The organism is Duganella sp. FT27W, from assembly GCF_009295655.1.
Lineage (GTDB): Bacteria > Pseudomonadota > Gammaproteobacteria > Burkholderiales > Burkholderiaceae_D > Rugamonas > Rugamonas zoogloeoides.
Genome location: NZ_WHIV01000004.1, coordinates 281282 through 299828, shown reverse-complemented (window position 1 = coordinate 299828; position 18547 = coordinate 281282). Strand labels below are relative to the sequence as shown.

General features: G+C 63.6%; 15 protein-coding genes and 1 tRNA gene. 10 read left to right on the top strand and 6 right to left on the bottom strand.

The genetic code is table 11. From position 1 onward, the window contains the following. Both F8197_RS18475 and F8197_RS18470 read left to right on the top strand, forming a co-directional pair. The gene (locus F8197_RS18475) at nucleotides 1-1152 is read left to right on the top strand and encodes a deoxyguanosinetriphosphate triphosphohydrolase (RefSeq protein WP_152883127.1); all 1152 of its coding nucleotides are present in this window, start codon (nucleotides 1-3) and stop codon (nucleotides 1150-1152) included. Between the two features lie 86 nt (nucleotides 1153-1238). Beyond that, complete coding sequence (locus F8197_RS18470; protein WP_056146825.1) at nucleotides 1239-1496, top strand: hypothetical protein; 258 nt, start codon at nucleotides 1239-1241, stop codon at nucleotides 1494-1496. On the opposite strand, the gene mutY is transcribed toward F8197_RS18470, so the two are convergent. From mutY to mutM, 3 genes are read right to left on the bottom strand one after another with little or no spacing between them, the layout of a single operon-like run. Beyond that, a complete protein-coding gene (gene mutY / locus F8197_RS18465; protein WP_152883126.1) occupies nucleotides 1493-2626 on the bottom strand; it encodes an A/G-specific adenine glycosylase in 1134 nt (377 codons plus the stop codon). The two genes, F8197_RS18470 and mutY, sit on opposite strands and share 4 nt — an antisense overlap. 22 nt (nucleotides 2627-2648) lie before the next feature. Then, nucleotides 2649-4583, bottom strand: a complete 1935-nt coding sequence (locus tag F8197_RS18460) for a dynamin family protein (RefSeq protein WP_152883604.1) — start codon at nucleotides 4581-4583, stop codon at nucleotides 2649-2651. A gap of 26 nt (nucleotides 4584-4609) precedes the next feature. Continuing rightward, nucleotides 4610-5443 (bottom strand): bifunctional DNA-formamidopyrimidine glycosylase/DNA-(apurinic or apyrimidinic site) lyase, encoded by an 834-nt coding sequence (gene mutM / locus F8197_RS18455; RefSeq protein ID WP_152883125.1) that lies wholly within the window; start codon nucleotides 5441-5443, stop codon nucleotides 4610-4612. A 133-nt stretch (nucleotides 5444-5576) separates the two neighbouring features. Between mutM and F8197_RS18450 the strand changes: the two genes are divergently transcribed. The 8 genes from F8197_RS18450 to F8197_RS18415 all read left to right on the top strand — a co-directional run bounded on the left by F8197_RS18450 (nucleotide 5577) and on the right by F8197_RS18415 (nucleotide 12953). Then, entirely contained in the window at nucleotides 5577-7388 is a 1812-nt protein-coding gene (locus F8197_RS18450; protein WP_227012315.1) for a tetratricopeptide repeat protein, read from the top strand. Nucleotides 7389-7402: 14 nt separating this feature from the next. Next, a complete protein-coding gene (lolB, locus tag F8197_RS18445) occupies nucleotides 7403-8017 on the top strand; it encodes a lipoprotein insertase outer membrane protein LolB (protein WP_152883124.1) in 615 nt (204 codons plus the stop codon). Continuing rightward, entirely contained in the window at nucleotides 8014-8892 is an 879-nt protein-coding gene (gene ispE / locus F8197_RS18440; RefSeq protein WP_152883123.1) for a 4-(cytidine 5'-diphospho)-2-C-methyl-D-erythritol kinase, read from the top strand. The genes lolB and ispE overlap by 4 nt, the downstream gene beginning before the upstream one ends. A 75-nt stretch (nucleotides 8893-8967) precedes the next feature. After that, nucleotides 8968-9044: transfer RNA gene (locus F8197_RS18435), tRNA-Gln, on the top strand. 158 nt (nucleotides 9045-9202) lie between these two features. Further along, complete coding sequence (locus F8197_RS18430) at nucleotides 9203-10153, top strand: ribose-phosphate pyrophosphokinase (RefSeq protein WP_019923428.1); 951 nt, start codon at nucleotides 9203-9205, stop codon at nucleotides 10151-10153. 172 nt (nucleotides 10154-10325) lie between these two features. Next, on the top strand, nucleotides 10326-10925 hold the full coding sequence (locus tag F8197_RS18425; protein WP_019923427.1) for a 50S ribosomal protein L25/general stress protein Ctc: 600 nt from the start codon (nucleotides 10326-10328) through the stop codon (nucleotides 10923-10925). Between the two features lie 98 nt (nucleotides 10926-11023). Beyond that, nucleotides 11024-11605 carry an aminoacyl-tRNA hydrolase gene (gene pth, locus F8197_RS18420; protein ID WP_152883122.1) on the top strand — a complete coding sequence of 194 codons (582 nt, stop codon included), beginning with the start codon at nucleotides 11024-11026 and terminating at the stop codon, nucleotides 11603-11605. Nucleotides 11606-11654: 49 nt separating this feature from the next. Next, nucleotides 11655-12953 (top strand): amidohydrolase, encoded by a 1299-nt coding sequence (locus tag F8197_RS18415; RefSeq protein ID WP_152883121.1) that lies wholly within the window; start codon nucleotides 11655-11657, stop codon nucleotides 12951-12953. 48 nt (nucleotides 12954-13001) lie between these two features. On the opposite strand, the gene F8197_RS18410 is transcribed toward F8197_RS18415, so the two are convergent. From F8197_RS18410 to F8197_RS18400, 3 genes are all read right to left on the bottom strand, one after another. Further along, nucleotides 13002-14423, bottom strand: coding sequence for a DUF3999 family protein (locus F8197_RS18410; RefSeq protein ID WP_152883120.1), 1422 nt, complete (start codon nucleotides 14421-14423; stop codon nucleotides 13002-13004). Continuing rightward, nucleotides 14420-17731: a DUF2339 domain-containing protein gene (locus tag F8197_RS18405; protein WP_193333474.1), complete on the bottom strand. Its 3312-nt coding sequence runs from the start codon at nucleotides 17729-17731 to the stop codon at nucleotides 14420-14422. The genes F8197_RS18410 and F8197_RS18405 overlap by 4 nt, the downstream gene beginning before the upstream one ends. A gap of 100 nt (nucleotides 17732-17831) precedes the next feature. Beyond that, nucleotides 17832-18521, bottom strand: a complete 690-nt coding sequence (locus tag F8197_RS18400; protein ID WP_152883119.1) for a glycine zipper 2TM domain-containing protein — start codon at nucleotides 18519-18521, stop codon at nucleotides 17832-17834. Between the last annotated feature and the right edge of the window lie 26 nt (nucleotides 18522-18547).

Here is an 18547-nt window from a genome sequence, read left to right as displayed (position 1 = left end):
ATGCTGCCCGAAGAGTACCTGGCTCCCTATGCCGCCCATTCGGCGGCAGCGTCTTCTTCGGCCGGTGGCGGGCGGCGCTACCCGGAGGCTGCGCATTCGTCGCGCAGCCAGTTCCAGCGTGACCGCGACCGCATCATCCATTCGTCGGCGTTCCGCCGGCTCGAATACAAGACCCAGGTCTTTCTCAACCACGAGGGAGATTTGTTCCGCACGCGCCTCACGCACAGCCTGGAAGTGGCGCAGGTGGGCCGCTCGATCGCGCGCAACCTGCGCCTGAACGAAGACCTGGTGGAAGCAATTTCGCTGGCGCACGATCTGGGCCACACGCCGTTCGGTCACGTGGGCCAGGACGTGCTCAACGACTGCATGAAGGACCACGGCGGCTTCGAGCACAACCTGCAAAGCCTGCGCGTGGTCGATGAACTCGAAGAACACTACGGCGCGTACAACGGCCTGAACCTGATGTTCGAAACCCGCGAGGGCATCCTCAAGCACTGCTCGCTGCACAATGCCCGCCTGCTGGGGCCGGTAGCGATCCGTTTCATTGAACGCACCCAGCCGTCGCTGGAAGCGCAGCTGACCAACCTGGCCGACGAGATCGCTTACAACAGCCACGATATCGACGACGGCCTGCGCTCGGGCCTGATCACCATCGAGCAGTTGCAGCAGGTTGATTTCTTTGCCCGGCTGTACCGCGACGTGCAGCAGGCGTTCCCGGGCCTGACCGGCCGGCGCGCCATTTATGAAACCCTGCGGCGCCTGATCACGGCGCTGGCGGACGACCTGATTACCACGTCCAGCGCCCTGATTGCCGACGTGGCGCCGAGCTCGCTGGACGACGTAAGGCAGGCGCCGCCGCTGATCCGTTTTTCCGACCCGATCCGCAAGGATGCGACCGAACTGAAACGCTTCCTGCGCGAGAACCTGTATCGCCATTACAAGGTCAACCGCATGCGCGTCAAGGCAAGCCGCATCGTGCGCGAGTTGTTCGATGCTTTCATGGCCGAGCCGGTGCTGCTGCCGCCCGACTATCACGACAAGGACGGCGATGCCGGCAGGCAGGCGCGCAAGATTGCCGACTACATCGCCGGCATGACCGACCGCTACGCGATCCGCGAACACCGGCGCCTGTTTTCACTTGATGAGCTCTGATCTGGCGCAACAGCACGCCGCTTGACAGGCAAGGGTGTGCGGCAGATCATCAAGGTCCACCTTCACCTTTATCTGCAGGAGCGATCATGGAAGCCGAAGTTGCCGACCGGTTCAAGGAATTGAAACAACATGTCGCTGACCATTACGCGAGCAAGCTGGATATCGCGATATTGCGTGAGGAAATTGCTGTCCAGTTCGGTCAAGTCCATGTGAAATTCGCCGAACTGGAGTCGAAGATGGAATCAAAGATGACACTACTCGAATCGACCATCATCAAATGGTTCGTCGCCACCTCGTTCACGTTGGTCGGTATCACCTTTGCCATCGCACGCTACGTGCATTAAAAATCCATGCGCTGTTGCGCCGCCTTGCCATCCCCTACCAATTCCAGCAACAGTTTCTTGATCGGCGCTGGCAGCGCTGCGTCCGCTAATTTGGCAGCATCGAGCCACACGTAACCGCCTTCGGCCACCATGTCCAGCCGCCGGGCCAGCGTGATCCGGTACGGTGCGATGTGCAGCTTGTAGTGCGTGAAGACATGCGTCACGGTCGTCAACCGCTCGGCCGACTCCATTTCGCCGAACTTCCCTACTGCCTGTAACAGCAGCGTGTCGTCTGCCGCCGGCACGTCGTCGTCCTCGGCCAGCAGGTGGCCATCGAGTTCTGGCAGCGACAGCAGGCCGCCCCAGATGCCGGTGGGCGGACGCTGTTCGAGCAGCACCTGGCCGCCGTCGATAATCGTCAGCATCACCGCGTGTTTTTCCGGCGAGATTTTTTTCGGCTTGCGCACCGGCAGTTCGCGGGTGCGGCCGGTGGCGTAGGCCACGCAGCGTGTTTGCATCGGGCAGCGTTCGCATGCGGGGCTGCTGCGGGTGCAGACTGTGGCGCCCAGGTCCATCAGGCCTTGCGTGTACGATTCGATGCCTTGCTCGGGCAGCAGGGCGACCGCGCGCAGCCACATCATTTCCTCGGTCTTGCGCTCGCCGGGAAAAGTGTCGATGCCGAACACGCGGGCAAACACGCGCTTGACGTTGCCGTCCATGATGGCCGCGCGGGTACCGCTGGAAAACGCGGAAATTGCCGCAGCCGTCGAACGGCCGATGCCCGGCAAGTCCGCCAGCAGCGCCGGGTCGGACGGAAACACACCGTCGTACTCGCTGACGACGCGCTGCGCGCACTTGTGCAGGTTGCGCGCGCGGGTGTAGTAGCCCAGGCCGCTCCACTGCGCCATCACGTCTTCGACCGGCGCCGCCGCCAGGTCGCGCAAGGTGGGAAAGCGTTCCAGGAAACGCGCGTAATAGCCGAGCACGGCTGAGACCTGGGTTTGCTGCAACATGATTTCGGACAGCCAGATCAGGTAGGCGTCGCGGGTGTTTTGCCACGGCAGCGCGTGGCGGCCGTGTTGTTGTTGCCAGGCGATCAGTGCATCGGAAAAGCTGGGGTCGGCGTAATGCTCTACTGCGGTGTACTTCATTGTGTCCTTGGGTGTAAAAGTCTCAGGCGGCTTCGAGCGCCGGGTCTTCCTCAAGACCGGCCTCGATGGCGCAGGCGATGGCCGCCGCCAATTGTTGCAGATGCACTTTCTGGGCGTCGAGCGTGTGCTGGTCGCGTTCGTGTGCATCGATTTTCTGTTCCAGGCTGTCGGTGGCGTCGTGGATGCGCTGGATCGAAGCCTGCCGGTGTTTCAGCTGATCCTTGTGCTGGCGGATCTGCGCCTCCAGCGGCGCCATCACCACCTTGAGCCACGCTTCGGCATCGACGTTGGCCGACTTGAAGCAGCCGCGCACGCGCGAAGCGATGGTATCGAAAAATTTTTCCATCAGCACCACGCGGCTGGTGGTGATCAGGGTGGCGGTGCCGAATTGCTTGTAATAGATCGCCTCGATATTGGCGATTTCGTCGCGGTAGGGCGCCAGCGAAAACGGCAGCGGCAGCGCCAGGCTCATGCCGTGTTCGCTGGCGAAGCGGCGCACCATCACGCCCATCATTTCGCTCACTTCGGCGGTTTTATGTTCGGCTGCATCCAGGCGGGCGCGGATGCGCTCGAAGTACTGGCGCACGGCTTCGCGCACGCCGAGGAAAAAGCGGCTGCGCTGCATTTGCTCGCGCACCAGGTCGATATCGTCGCGCACGATGTCCATGCCGATGCTGGTGTACAGCTCGGTGGACAGGCGGGTAAACACGGCGCGCGTGGCTTGCAGCTTGAACAGGCTGGCGTCGAACTCGCGCTTTTCCACGTCGATACGGCGCATCATGTGCTCGATCACGGTGCGGTTCTTGCCGCGCAGGCTGCGCAGTTCGTGCAACTGCTCGACAATGCCGCGCGCGCGGGCGGCAAGCATCGACGATTGCGCGGTACTGAGCGCCTGCAGATCGTCGCGCAGCTGGCGACGCACGATGTCCTGCTTGGCTGGAATCAGCTCGTCGAACAGGGCCGCTTCCAGCGCCGGCAAGCGGCTGCGCGCGAGCAGGGCGCCATCGCCGTTAATCTTGGCCACCAGCGCCTTTTGCGCCGAGACCGGGAATACCTGGCGCGGTTCGAGCGCCAGTACCTGTGCCACGCTGGCCTGCTGGCGCGCGATTTCTTCGCTGACCTCGGTTTCGCTGCGCAGCTCGTCCCACATGCTGTCGATCTTGTTCAGTACCACCATGCGGCCGGCGCCAGCGCCGATATGGTTGCGCCACACTTCGATGTCGCTGCGCGTCACGCCCGTGTCGGCGGCCAGGATGAACAGCACGGCATGGGCGTTGGGAATCAGGTTGAGCGTGAGTTCCGGCTCGGTGCCGATGGCGTTCAGGCCCGGCGTATCGAGGATCACCAGGCCCTGTTTCAACAGCGGGTGGGGGAAATTGATGATGGCGTGGCGCCACAGCGAAATCTCCACCGTGCCGTGCGCGTCCACCGCATCGCGCAGGTCGGGATCTTCGTCATCGTACAGGCCGTAACGCCGTGCTTCCTCGACCGGTGCGCGGCGTGTCATGCTCACCTGCTTGAACACTTCGTGCATGTGGGCGCCGGCATCGAGGTTGAGCGGCAGCACGGTCCAGGCGGCAGGCTGGTCGCGGTAATCGCCGGTGGAAAGGTTGTCGGCGCGGGTTTCGATCGGTAGCAGGCGCAGCGACGGCGCCAGCGCGGCATCGTACATCAGCTCGGTCGGGCACATGGTGGTGCGCCCGGCCGAGGACGGCAGGATGCGCTGGCCGTAGTCGGCAAAGAAGATGGCGTTGATCAGCTCGGACTTACCGCGCGAAAACTCCGCCACGAACGCCACCGACAGCTTGTCGTCGGCCAGCCGGGCCAGGGCGCGGACAATGCGCTGGGCCGTGGCGGCGTCGAGCAGGGCGGCCTCGGCCACCCACGCCTGGTAGTGCTCCAGCGCGGTGACCACGCCCTGGCGCCAGGCGCTGTAGTGCTCGAAATCGCTGACCATCATCGGCTGTGCCTCGTTGTTGACAGTTACTTTTGGCAATTCACGCAATAGAAAGTGGAACGCTGGCCCTGCTTGATCTGGCGCACCGGCGCCGCGCACACCTTGCACGGCACGCCTGCCCGATCATAGACGAAATATGTCTGCTGGAAGTAGCCTGACTGGCCATTAACGCTGATAAAGTCGCGCAAGGTACTGCCGCCCTGGATGATGGCCTCGGCCAGGATCTCGCGGATCGCCTGGGCCAGCTTTTCATAACGCGCCAGGCTGATGCGCCCGGCCGGGGTTTTCGGATTGATACCGGCCCGGAACAGGCTTTCCGACGCGTAGATATTGCCCACGCCCACCACGATATCGCCGGCCAGCAGCACCTGCTTGACCGGCGCGCTGCGGCCGCGCGTGCGGTCGTACAGCAGCTTGCCGGAAAAACCGTCTTCCAGCGGCTCCACGCCCAGCGCACGCAGCAGGATATGGCTGTCCAGTGCGCCGTCGGCGTCGTCATGCCACAGCACCGCGCCGAAGCGGCGCGGATCTTTCATGCGCAGCACTTGCGGGCCGTCCGGGCTGGCAACCACCAGGTCGAAATGGTCGTGCTTTTCCGGTTCGATGCCGACCGCCATCACCCGCAAATGGCCGGACATGCCCAGGTGGATGATCAGGGTGCCGTGCTCGAAATGCACGAGCAGGTATTTGCCGCGCCGGCCGGTGCTCAATACGGTGCGGCCGGCCAGCAGTTGCTGGAGTTGCTCGGGAAACGGCCAGCGCAGGCCGGCGCGGCGCAACACCACGTCCTGCACGGCGCGGCCTTCGAGATGGGGCGCGACGCCGCGCCGGGTGACTTCCACTTCTGGTAATTCTGGCATCTGCTGGGCAAACCTCTCATGAATGGGGGAGGAAACTGGGTACGTCCAATATTTGGTTACACTAGTCAAAAGACGCAAGCCCCGGCTTGCGCGTAAAATCGAAGCGACCCCGTACACCAGCCAGGATGTTCCCTTGAAAAACGCTTTCGCCATTGTAACCCTCTCCGCCTTGCTGTCGGCGTGCGCCACGCAGCCGCCAGCGCAGGCCGACGCTGCGCCAGCGCCTGCCGCCACCCCGGCGCCGGAGTCCGCCGCTACAGACAATTCCGACAAGCAAGCAGACACGACGGCAGCGGACGCCACGCTGCCCAACAACGCGCTCACCGGCGACATCCTGTACCGCATCACCAAGGCCGAGCTGGAATTCAAGCAGGGCGAGTGGCAGGGACCGTTCGTCACCATGATGTCGCTGGCCCAGCAAACCCGCGATCCGCGCCTGGCCAAGCGCGCTGCCGACATGGCGCTGGTGGCCAAACAGGGTAGCGAGGCGGTGGCCGCCATCCGCCTGTGGCGCACCCTGGCGCCGGACTCGGACGAAGCAGCACAGTATTTCCTCGGCTTTGCCATCGTCGGCAACGATCTGACCGAGGTTGAACCGATTTTTGCCAAACGCCTGGCGCAGGCCCAGGGGCCGGCGCGCGTGGTGGCCATGTTCCAGATGCAGCAGCTGTTGCTGCGCGCCCAGGACAAGGCTGCCGCGTTCGCCTTGCAGGAACGCGTGCTGGCGCCGTACGACAACCTGGTGGAAAGCCATCTGATCCTGGCGCAGGGCGCTTTTGCCCTCAACGACGCCGCCCGCGCCCGCGCCGAGGCCGACAAGGCCGCCGCCATCGAACCATCATCCGAACTGGCTGCCATGACCCAGGCCCAGGTGTCCGGCGACATCGACGTGGCGCTCAAGGTGCTCAATAACTTCCTCGACAAGTACCCGAAAGCGCGTGAAGCGCGGGCGGCGTTCGCCCGCGTGCTGATCGACGCCAAGCAGCCAGAGTCGGCGCGCCAGCAATTCCTGGTCTTGCTCAAGGACCAGCCCGACAACCTTGCCACGCTGTACGCGCTGGGTGTGATGGGCATGCAGAACAACGACCTGGCCGGCGCTGAAACCTACTTTACCCGCTTCGTGGGCGTGCTCGAGCAGCAACCCGACGACGAGCGCGACCCGAGCAAGGTGCTGATGATCCTGGCGCAACTGGCCGAGCAGCGCGGCGACGCCGACATCGCCATCAAGTGGCTCGACAAGGTCGATCGCAGCGACGAAAAACTGTACTTTGCCGCGCGCTTGAAGTGGGCGGTGCTGACCGCGCGCCAGGGCAAGTTAGAGGAAGCGCGCAAGGAACTGGCACAACTGACCGCCAACGGCGCCGACGAGCAGGCGCAAATCTTCCAGACCGACGCCCAGGTGCTGCGCGACGCCGGCGACACCACCACCGCCTTCATGGTGCTGCAAAACGCCATCAAGCGCTATCCCGACAATCCCGACCTGCTGTACGATTTTGCGCTCGGCGCCGAGAAAGTGGGGCAGGTGGAGCTGATGGAAACCGCACTGCGCCAGGTGATGATTGCCGCGCCCGATAACCAGCACGCCTACAACGCGCTCGGCTACTCGCTGGCCGAGCGCAACGAGCGCCTGCCTGAAGCGTACGCGCTGGTCGAGCAAGCCCTGAAAATGGCGCCTGGCGATCCGTTCATCATGGACAGCATGGGTTGGGTACAATTCCGCATGGGCAACCTGGACGAAGCGGAAAACTACCTGCGCCGCGCCTACGCCGTGCGCAGCGATCCCGAGATTGCCGTGCACCTCGGTGAAGTACTGTTCGCCAAGGGAAATGTCGAAGGCGCCCGCAAGCTGTGGCAGGAAGCCCATGGCAAGGATCCGAAAAACGACGCGCTCAAAAGCACGCTGGCGCGCCTCAACCAGAGCCTGAAGACCGATCAGGCCAACTAGAAACCACTTCAACGATGACTTTTACCCTTTTTCGCCGTGCCGCACCGGTGCTGGCCTTCGCTGCCGCACTGTCGGTGCTGGCCGGCTGCGCTTCCGTGCCGCGCTCGGCCGCCACAGTTGCCAGTTACCAGGACGCGATCGAACTCAACGGCCGCATTGCCATCAGCTTTATCCGCGATGGCAAGAAGGAAGCCATGAACGGCAACTTCAACTGGCAGCAAACCCCGTCCCGTACCGATGTCAGCCTGAACTCGCCCACCGGCCAGACCGTGGCCCGCATCAGCGTGACCGATCAGGCCGCCACCCTGCAGCAAAGCGGCCAGCCGCTGCGCACCGCGCCAGACCTCGACAGTCTCACGCACCAGGCGCTGGGCTGGACCCTGCCCGTGGGCGGCCTGCGCGACTGGCTGCAAGGCTATGCCACCGACGCCGACGGCAAGCGCTTCACCGCCTCGCCGGCCAACGACAGCGTGGTCACGCGCGACGGCTGGAAGATCGACTACCTGGGCTGGCATGACGAAGCGGCCGCCGTGCCCAAGCCGCGCCGCATCGACGTCACGCGCCTGACGCTGGGCCAGCAGGTCGATGAGCTGTCGTTCCGCATCGTGCTCGATGCGCCAGCGTCATGAACCGTCTGCTCAATTGCCCGGCTCCCGCCAAGCTCAACCTGTTCCTGCACGTGAACGGCCGCCGCGCCGATGGCTATCACTTGCTGCAAACCGTGTTCCAGCTGGTCGATCACGGCGACACCCTGCATTTCACCCTGAGGGGCGATACCGCGCTGCGCCGCGTGACGGAGCTGGCCGGGGTGCCGGAAGAGAGCGACCTGGTCATCCGCGCCGCCAGGCTGTTGCAGGCCGAAGTACAGCGCCGTACCGGCGCCTTGCCGCGCGGTGTCGATATCGCCATCGACAAGGTGCTGCCGATGGGCGGCGGCCTCGGTGGCGGCTCGTCCGACGCGGCCACCACGCTCATGGCCCTGAACGCCTTGTGGCATGCCGGCCTGAACCAGCAGGAACTGATGGCGCTGGGCTTGCCGCTGGGCGCTGACATCCCGTTTTTCATCTTTGGCCAGACCGCGTTTGCCGAAGGCGTGGGCGAAGAATTGCAGGCGGTGGAGGCGCCGCAGTGTTGGTACATCGTCATCGAGCCAGGCGTGCAAGTGCCGACCCCGGCAATTTTTTCGTCAGAACGTTTGACAAGAGACACGCCGGTCATTAAGATAACGGACTTTTCCAGGCACCTTGAAAATCAAAACGATTCAAAGGGATTTGGTAGAAACGATTTACAACAAGTGGCAATGGAGTTGTTCCCGCCGGTGGCAGAAGCGGTAGAATGGCTCAGTGCTTACGGTGAGTCCAGGATGACTGGCTCCGGTGCTTGTGTGTTTAGCGCGGTGGCAACAGAATCAGAAGCCGATGCGGTGCTTTTAAAAGCGCCAGCAAAGTGGAAAGTCTGGAAAGCCCAGTCGCTGAAACAGCATCCGATCATCGACATGTTGTGAGTGAGAAAAAAGATTTTGCTTCTCGTGAAAATGGCTGTATAATATTGGCCTGTAGCGACAAGTAGCAAGTTGCGTAGGGGAATCGCCAAGCTGGTTAAGGCACTGGATTTTGATTCCAGCATACCAAGGTTCGAATCCTTGTTCCCCTGCCATTCGTTTTATCTGGAACCGTCGAGGCACTAGTCTCCGGCCAGGTCAAGCAAAAATGCCGGCGTCCAGCGCGTCGCATTCAACTGTACAGCGCTTCGCGATCAACGTCAGTTGCGCAAGCGATCTTCAAAAATTTCTTCTACTATCTCTGGGACTCCTAATGGCTTACGAAAACCTGATGGTTTTTACCGGCAACGCTAATCCTGCGTTGGCAGAAGGAGTCGCTAAAAATCTCGGTATTCCCCTCGGCAAAGCCAATGTTTCGAAATTCTCGGACGGCGAAGTCATGGTCGAGATTAACGAAAACGTGCGTGGTAAAGACGTCTTCGTGCTGCAGTCGACTTGCCAACCGACCAACGACAACCTGATGGAACTGATCCTGATGGTCGATGCGCTCAAGCGCGCGTCCGCTGGCCGTATCACCGCCGCCATTCCTTACTTTGGTTATGCCCGTCAAGATCGTCGCCCCCGTTCGGCGCGCGTTGCGATCTCGGCCAAGGTCATCGCCAACATGCTGGAAAAAGCCGGTGTCGAGCGCGTCCTGATCATGGACTTGCACGCCGATCAAATCCAGGGCTTCTTCGATATCCCGGTGGACAATATCTACGCGTCGCCGATCCTGCTGGGCGACCTGCAGAAAAAGAACAACGAAGACTTGCTGGTGGTGTCCCCGGACGTCGGCGGCGTGGTCCGTGCCCGTGCGCTGGCCAAGCGCCTCGGTTGCGACCTGGCCATCATCGACAAGCGTCGTCCGAAAGCCAACGTTTCCGAAGTGATGAACATCATCGGTGAAGTCGAAGGCCGCAACTGCGTGATCATGGATGACATGGTCGATACCGCCGGCACCCTGGTCAAAGCTGCCGAAGTATTGAAAGAGCGCGGCGCCAAGAAAGTCGTGGCGTATTGCACCCACGCTGTGCTGTCGGGCCCGGCAATCGAGCGCATTACCAATTCGTCGCTGGACGAGCTGGTCGTGACCGACACGATTCCCCTGTCCGACGCAGCCAAGGCTTGCGGCAAGATCCGTCAACTGACGTGCGCGCCGCTGCTGGCCGAGACGTTCAAACGCATCATCAAGGGCGATTCCGTGATTTCGCTCTTCATCGACTAAGCCACGGCTCAGCGATCAGTTTTACTGGCGGCGCACCCGGTTTCACCGGTTGCGCCGTTGTGGTTTTCCCGCTTTCCCGATTTCATGAGCGTTTTGCGCTCATTTTCGAAGCACCCTGGTCGCGGGGGCTTCATAACACGGGGCGCAAGCCCTGTAATTTTTGGAGTATCACATGAAAGTTGTTGCATTCAAACGCGAATTGCAAGGTTCCGGAGCGAGCCGCCGCCTGCGTAATTCGGGCCAAACCCCTGGCATCATCTACGGTGGCACCGAAGCCCCAGTAACCATCTCGCTGGATCACAATGCCCTGTACCACGCGCTGAAAAAAGAAGCGTTCCACTCGTCGATCCTGGATCTGGAAATCGACGGTAAAGTACAAAAAGTGCTGCTGCGCGACTTCCAAGTCCACGCATTCAAGCAACTGGTTCTGCACGCTGATTTCCAGCGCGTGACCGCTTCGGAAAAACTGCACGTGAAAGTTGCGCTGCACTTCGAAAACGCCGACATCTCGCCAGCAGTCAAACTGCACGGCGCGACCATCAGCCACGTGCTGAACGAAATCGAAATCGAATGCCTGCCAGCAGACCTGCCAGAATTCATCACCGTTGACCTGACCAACGTTGACGTCGGAACCTCGGTCCACGTGGCTGACCTGGCCCTGCCAAAAGGCGTGACCGCAGTTACCCACGGTAACGACCTGACCGTTGCTACCGCATCGGTACCAGCTGGTCAAGTTGCTGCTGAAGCTGCTGCTGAAGAGCCTAAGAAGTAATTCTTGACGCTTTACGCGTCATGGAAACCCTGCCAGCGTTCGTGCTGGCGGGGTTTTTTTTCGTTTGCGCGATAATCCCGCTTATTTGACTGAACACTATGCCCATCCGCCTCATCGTCGGCCTCGGCAATCCCGGCGCCGAATACGAACAAACCCGCCACAACGCCGGCTTCTGGCTGGTGGACAACCTCGCCAACAGCAGCGGCGCCCGCCTGCAGCGCGAGACCAAGTACAACGCGCTGATGGCCAAGACCTCGATCTCGGGCCAGGAAGTGTACCTGCTCGAACCGCAGACCTATATGAACCGCTCGGGCCAGTCGGTGGGCGGACTGTGCCGCTTCTTCAAGATCAACCCCGACGAAGTGCTGGTCGTGCACGACGAGCTGGACCTGATGCCCGGCATTGCGCGTCTGAAAAGAGGCGGTTCGGCCGGCGGCCATAACGGCTTGAAAGACATCACCGCTGCGCTTGGCACGCAGGACTACTGGCGTTTGCGCCTCGGCATCGGCCACCCGCGCAGCTTGAGCTTGCAACAGCAGGTGGCCGATTTCGTGCTGCACCGTCCGCGCCGCGAAGACCAGGACCTGATCGAGCAGGCGATCGATAAATCGTTGCTGGTCATGCCGTCCATTATCGAGGGCAAGTTCGACGCGGCCACCATGAAGTTGCATACGGCCTAAGCTGCGATGGTATGCTGGAGGAATCTTTCTCCAGATGAGGACACCATCGATGACGCTCCGCCCGCTTGCCGCCTTGTTCGCTTCCATGCTGGTGTTGCCAGCCTTCGCCCAGGATAACGGCGCGGTCGCCGCTAAAATCGACGCCATGTATCCCAAGCTCGATGCGATCTACAAGGACTTGCACGCCCATCCCGAACTGGCGTTCCAGGAAGTGCGCACGGCTGCCAAGCTGGCGGCCGAGATGCGCGCGATCGGCTTCGAGGTCACGGAAAAGGTGGGCAAGACCGGCATCGTCGCCATTTACAAGAATGGCCCCGGCCCGACCGTGCTGGTGCGTACCGAGATGGACGGCTTGCCGATGGAAGAAAAATCGGGCTTCGACTATTCCAGCAAGGCCCACGCCCAGCTCGACGGCAAGGACACCATGGTGGCCCACAGCTGCGGCCACGACGTCCACATGGCGGCTTGGCTGGCCACGGCGCGCACGCTGGTGGCGCTCAAATCCCAGTGGAAGGGTACCTTGATGTTCATCGGCCAGCCGGCGGAGGAAATCGTCTCGGGCGCCAAGGCCATGATCAATGACGGCCTGTTTACTCGTTTCGGCAAGCCGGACTACGCGTTCGCGCTGCACTCGTGGCCGCACGCCTACGGCACCATCGGCTATAACAGCGGGCCGGTGTCGTCGAACTCGGACGCCATCGAAATCACTTTTAAAGGCCGGGGCGGCCATGGCTCGGCGCCGGACAAGGCGGTCGATCCGGTGATGATCGCCGCGCGCTTCGTGGTCGATGTGCAGACCGTGATCAGCCGCGAAAAAGATCCCAAGGAATTCGGCGTGGTGACCATCGGCGCCATCAACGGCGGCAGTGTGGGCAACATCATTCCCGACAGCGTCAAGGTGCGCGGCACCATCCGCAGTTACACCCCGCAAGTGCGCGAGAAAATCCTGGCCGGCGTGCGCCGCACGGCGATTGCCTCGGCCGCCATGGCCGATGCGCCCGCGCCGGACGTGGAACTGATTCCGGGCGGCGCGGCCATCATCAACGATGAAAAACTGGTGGCGCGCACCGAGGGCGTGTTGAAACAGGCGTTCGGCGACGACAAGGTCTGGCGCATGCCGGCCATGACCGCCAGCGAAGATTTCTCGCAGTTCGCCAACGCCGGCATTCCGGCCATGTTCTTCTTTACCGGCGTATATTCGCCGGAAGCGGTGGCCGAGGCCGAAAAGCCGGGCGGCAAGCCGATCGCCTTCAACCATTCGCCGTACTACGCGCCGGTGCCGGAGCCGTCCATCAAGACCGCCGCCCGCGCCATGACGCTCGCCGTCATCAACGTGATGGCCAAGTAGACAGTACGAATGTACGGCGAGGCGCTGCAACGCCGCTATGGAGGTTTTTCAGGCTTGAGGTTTCTGGCGCAGCAGGCGCCAGACCATAAATGCCAGCACGCCAGTCCCCAGCAACAGCGTCCCCCACAACACCAGCAGCCGGGTGCGTGCGCCGGCATCGTCGTCGTGCGGCGCCGCCCCCGCGCCTTGCTGCGCGATGGCCGGCCCGGCGGTAGCTCGGTCGAGCTGGCGCAATTCCACGTCACTGAAACCCGGCGCCACCTGTGCCACAGGACGGCTGGTGGCAGGCGCGCGGTCGCGTCCCACCGCCAGCGTGTACGGCGGGTTGCCGCTGGCCAAAAACACCAGCGTGGCCGGTTGCCAGCCCACCTTCAATACCGGCTTGACTGTCACTGCCGCCTCGGTGCGCAGCACCCAGTGCGGCGCTTGCCGTGGCGTCACGGCCAGATCGCCTGAGCTGCGCGCCTGGCCATCCTGCGTGATGCGATAAAAAGTGGTGTTGACGATGGGCTCGAAGCGACGGGTGGCCGCGCCGGCCTGGCGTGTGGGCACGGTGTCGTACACGCCCAGTTGCGCGGGCAGTACGACATTGGTCTCGCTGAACTGCACGCCGATGGTGGCAGGCGCAATAGCCGGCGGCATGGCGTACACCAGGTCTTGCGGCCGGTCGCCGGTGCCGGGTTGCAGCAGCAACTGCTCATTCGGCACGGCGGTGCTGGTGCGCACCGGTTGTTCGGCCACGATGGCGGAAAAGAGCAGCGGCGTGCCGCTGCGCCAGGTCAGGCGCGCGTAGCGGAATGGTCTGGCTTCAAAGGTCAGCCGGTCGTTGGCCAGGGTTTGCTGATCCTGATTGACCAGCCAGTTCAGCTCGGCTGCGCCAACGGCATCCCAGCGCTTCAAGTCGTTGCTTGTTTCCAGCCAGACCTGGGCGCTGTAGTCGCGCTGGTCCGGCGGCAGGGTGAAGCGCAGCGCGTCAACTGCCGGCGCCGCAGTTGTTTGTGATGCGGGCGGCTTGCCGAGATCGAGTATCAATCCCGTCAGGCGCGTGGACCCGGCCGCAGCGTCCTGGCCGCCTTGCTCAGGACGCACCTTGACCGACACCAGTCGGCCATCGGGCGCGGTGCTGACATCGAGGTCGAGCTGCGACGACTGGTTACCAGCCGCCGCCATCAGCGGAAAGATCGTCAGTGGCAAGTCCTTGTGGCCGATGTTGTCTGCCGCCACCGGTTCCTGCAACGCGAACGGTTGCGGTACGCCGTTGGCGTCGAATACGCGCACATCGTCGAGCAGAGGAGAGCGCGCATGCAGGTAGACATCGCGTGGCAGGCGCAGTTGCAGCACACCCTGCTTTGCGCTGGAGGCCAGCGGCAGCAGGTGCGTGTAATCGCCGGGCCTGTCGCTTGCGGGTTCACTGGCGGCCATGGCAATGGCGCTGGCCAGGCAGGCGGCGCCGATCAGGAATGTTTTCATGCCGTCACTGCCTGTGGTTCTGCTGGTTCGGACTGGGGGAAGGGCGCCAGGTAGCCGATGCCCACCATCAGCGCACCCACGCCGAGGAACGAGACGATGCGCTCCACGCCGCCGATATTGGACAAGTCCACCAGGAACAGCTTGATTACCACCAGCCCCAGCAGCGCCGCGCCGACAATCCAGACGCGGCGCATGGCGCGCCGCGCCGCGTAGCGCATCAGCAGCAGCGCTGTCACGCTCCATACCAGCGACAGCATCGCTTGCACGAACTGCGACGCGAACATGCTGGCGAACTCGTACGGCACATCGAGGTAGTGCGAGACCGTGCGCAGCAACGCGAGGTTGAACCATATATAGCCGAGCAGTGCAATGGCCAGCGGCAGCGGCGCTATCCAGCCGGCCGGCCAGCCCGCCGGACCACGCGCCGGCGGCGCTTGCAGGCGGTGGCAGGCCAGCAGCAACAGCAAGGCGAAGCAGGTACTGAGGTCGAGCGGATTGAGCAGCGGCAGATAGGGCAGCGGCGCCATGGCGCCATCCTGCGTCAGGTTCCATGCGCCGACCAGCAGCGCCGACCAGGCGCACCCTGCCGGGATCAGGCGGCTGCGGTACCAGGGCGCGATCGGCGCCACCGGCCAGGCGTCCTGGCGGGTGCGTTGCATCAGCCAGGCGATGGCCGCCATCATCAGCCACGACGGCACGAAGCGCGCCCAGCTGGCGCTGGTGCCCCAGTCGGCAATCAAGGCCTCGTGGCCGGCGCCGGTTAGCCACCGGCCAATCAGGTAGGCGACGACCGGCCAGATCATCAGCCACGGACCTGCGGTGCGAACGGTGTGGAGCACGCGCAGCGCGAATGGCCGCAGCGCCCAGCCTTGCCGCGGCCACGCCGCCAGCAGCCATTCGCCGGTTAGCCACAGCGCGGCAAAGGTAATCCAGGCTTCGACGCGCGGCAGGCGTGATGCGTTGTCGTACAGGTCCACCAGCATCAGCAACGTGGCGCCGGTGAGCGCCGGCCACACGATCGCGGCAAACCACCGCAGGGACGGCCAGCGCAGGCGGTGCGCAAACCGGACTGCCGCCAAAGCAGTGGCCGCCAGCAGCAAGCTGTAGGCGCACCACTGCACACTGGCATCGAACCCGTATTCGGTCGGATATCGTTGCGGGAACAGGCCGGCATAGTGGCCGGCCAGCCAGCTTGCCAGGTTTGGCGCCGCCAGGCAGAACCACCACAGGGCCGACCAGATCAGCGTCAACCGGTAAATCGCGGCGAGGTCGGTCGTGCTGGTGCTTGCCTCGCGGCGGCGCCACAGCGCCCAGCTGCTGAACAGCGCTGCGCCGACGATCATCAGGGCGCCAAGCAGGGGGCGCTCCAGCAGCGATGGCGCGGCGCCGGGGCCATACCAGCCGGAAACCATCAGTTGCAGCAGCTTGAACCCCGCCACTGCCTGCACCGCTAGCGCGATACCGCCAGCCAGCGGCCAGGCCATCTTGCGGGCAACCAGGTACAGGCCAATTACAGCGATCATGGCGCTGCCGACCAGCAGCGTGCCCTGGCGGTTTTCCGTCACCCGCAGCAGGATTTCGGTCCAGGCGCCCGCCACCAGCCATACCGTGGCAAACACCAGGAACACCCCGGCCAGCAAGGCGAAACTGTCGTTGTCCGCGGCGGCCATGTGAGCGCGAAAGCGCGTGGCCATCAGGAAGGCGGTCGCAGCCAGCAGCAGGAAGCCCAGCCACAGGTTGGCGTCGAGCGCGCCAACCGGCGACAGGCCGGTGGCCGAGCCGATGAACGAGACCCAGGCGCCGGCCTGTACCAGCAGCCCGAACGTCCACGCCAGCCTTTGTTGCTGGCGCAGGCCGATCCAGACGATGCCGGCGCCTTCCAGCGCCCAGGCGGCGGACGTCCAGCGGCCGTCGAGCGCGAACGGGATGGCCAGCGTGCCGAACACGATGCCCAGCGCCAGGAACGAATCGGCCAGCAAGGCATAGCGCTGCGCGTGCTGCTGGCGGCGCAGCACGGTGGCCAGCGCCACGTAAAACAAGCCCAGCGCCAGGGCGGAATAGGCGACGCCGAAGTCGAAGCCGCTTACCAGGCTGAACTGCAAGCCAAAGGCCAGCATCGGCGTGCCGAACACCAGTGTGCCGTCCACGTAGTGCTTGAGCCGCACCGACTGCTGGCGCGCATACGCCAGCGGGATCGACACGTAAAAGGCAAAGAACAGCAGCAGGAACAACTGCACCGACAGGTAGTTCTCTGGCGCGTAGCGCAGCACGCCCCAGGCAGTGGCGATGCTGAAGGTGAAGGCAAAGCCCAGCAGGTTGAGCGGCCGCCACGACCGCAGCAGCGCCAGGGCCAGCACGCCGCCATTTAGCAGCGCATAGTACGAAAACAGGCCGATATGGCTGCCGCCGCCGCTGGACGCCAGGATCGGCGTGGCAAAGCCGCCGGCAATACCGAAGATGGCCAGCCACATGGCGTTTTGCAGTACCGCCAGCAGGCAGGTGAACACGGTCAATACCAGCAGCAGTGCAAAGGCCAATCCACCGGGAATCAGGTGGTAGACGCGGAAGGCGCCGAAAGTGACCAGCATCAGCACCGCCAGCGCCGCGCCCTGGACCGGCAGGCTGATCGCCGGCCGTTTGATGCGGATGCGCCAGCCCCAGGCCAGCACTGCCAGGTCGGCCAGCACGATGGCCGCCAGGCGCAGTTCGATCGGCAGCGTGACGCGCGCTGCCGTGTATTTGAGCAGGAAGCTGACGCCGATGAACAGGATCAGCAGGCCGAGCTTGGCCACGAGGTTGCCGCCGAACAGCCAGGCTTTGGCCGTGACCAGCCATTGCGGTGGCTGCTGCGGGGCGCGCGCAGCAGGTGGGACGAAGACGGGAGGGGGAGCAGTGGGTGTGATGGCGGGCCGCTCGGCTGCAGCCGGGGCTGGTACGGGGCGTGCCGTTGGCGTCGGCACAGGTATCGGTAACGGTACTGCGGCCTGTGCTGCAACCGGCGCCAGTATTGGTGCAGGCTCTGTGGCCGGCGGTGAAGTGGGTGGTGGTGATACTGTAGCCGATGCTGGCGCAGTTGCCGGCACCGAGGCTGGCACCGCCAAGGTTTGCGGCTGGCGTGGCGCCGGTGGCGCTAGCACCGCCTCCGGCGGCGCCATGGCCGGCTGCTGAGCGGGGAGGTGGCCGCCGCGCAAGGCAACGACCTCCTCGCGCAATTCATCGATCAGCTTGCGCAAATAGCGCGCTTCGCCACGTGCGCGCCAGGCGATATTAAACGTTACCAGGCCAAAAACAAGCAGAACAAGTTCCATGAAGCCTCCGCAGGATAGCCTTGCAAAATATCACAAATGCAAGACTGTCCATGCGGAAAGAATCAAAGTATTGTTTGCTGCGACGAAACGTCCTTGTCGCTTAGCCGTCGGCGCGCAGATTGCCGTTAACGATGCGCACGCGGTCGCCTTCACGCCAATTCGGTTGCTCGGTCTGGATGATGTTCTGCGTCTTGCCGTTCTCGAGGCGTACCGCGATGGTATAGGTACGGGTGCCTTTCACCCGGCCTTCGACCTGGTTGCCGGCCACCGCGCCACCGATGGCGCCAGCCACGGTCGCGAGCTTGCGGCCGTTGCCGTCGCCCACCTGGTTGCCCAGCAAGCCGCCCAGCAGGGCGCCGCCGACCGCGCCCACGCCGCTGCCTTCGGCGCGCTGGTCCACCGAGGTAATCGATTCGATCACGCCGCAGCTGTTGCAGACGGCCTGTGCGGCTTTCTCGGGGGCAGGGGTGGGCTTGACCACCGGTGGCTTTTCCCGCACCGGTTCGCGCTGAGCCTGGCGCACTGGTTCACGGACCGGTTCGCGCACGGTTTCACGCGCTGGCGCCACCACGGGCGCTGCGATCGGGGCCGGTACGGGCGGCGTCGAGGCAGCCTGTTGCTCGATGACAGGGGGAACATTGGCGGCCAGCGGTACCTCGGGGGTCTGGCTGTTGGAGGAAGGCAGCCAGCCCATCATGGCGGCCACGCCGACACCGCTGACCAGGACGACTGCGCCGGCGGCGGCGAGAACCATCGGGTGCAGCGAGGATTTGTTGGTATTGTTATTCATGGTAAGACCTTTCCTGAGTGATTGCC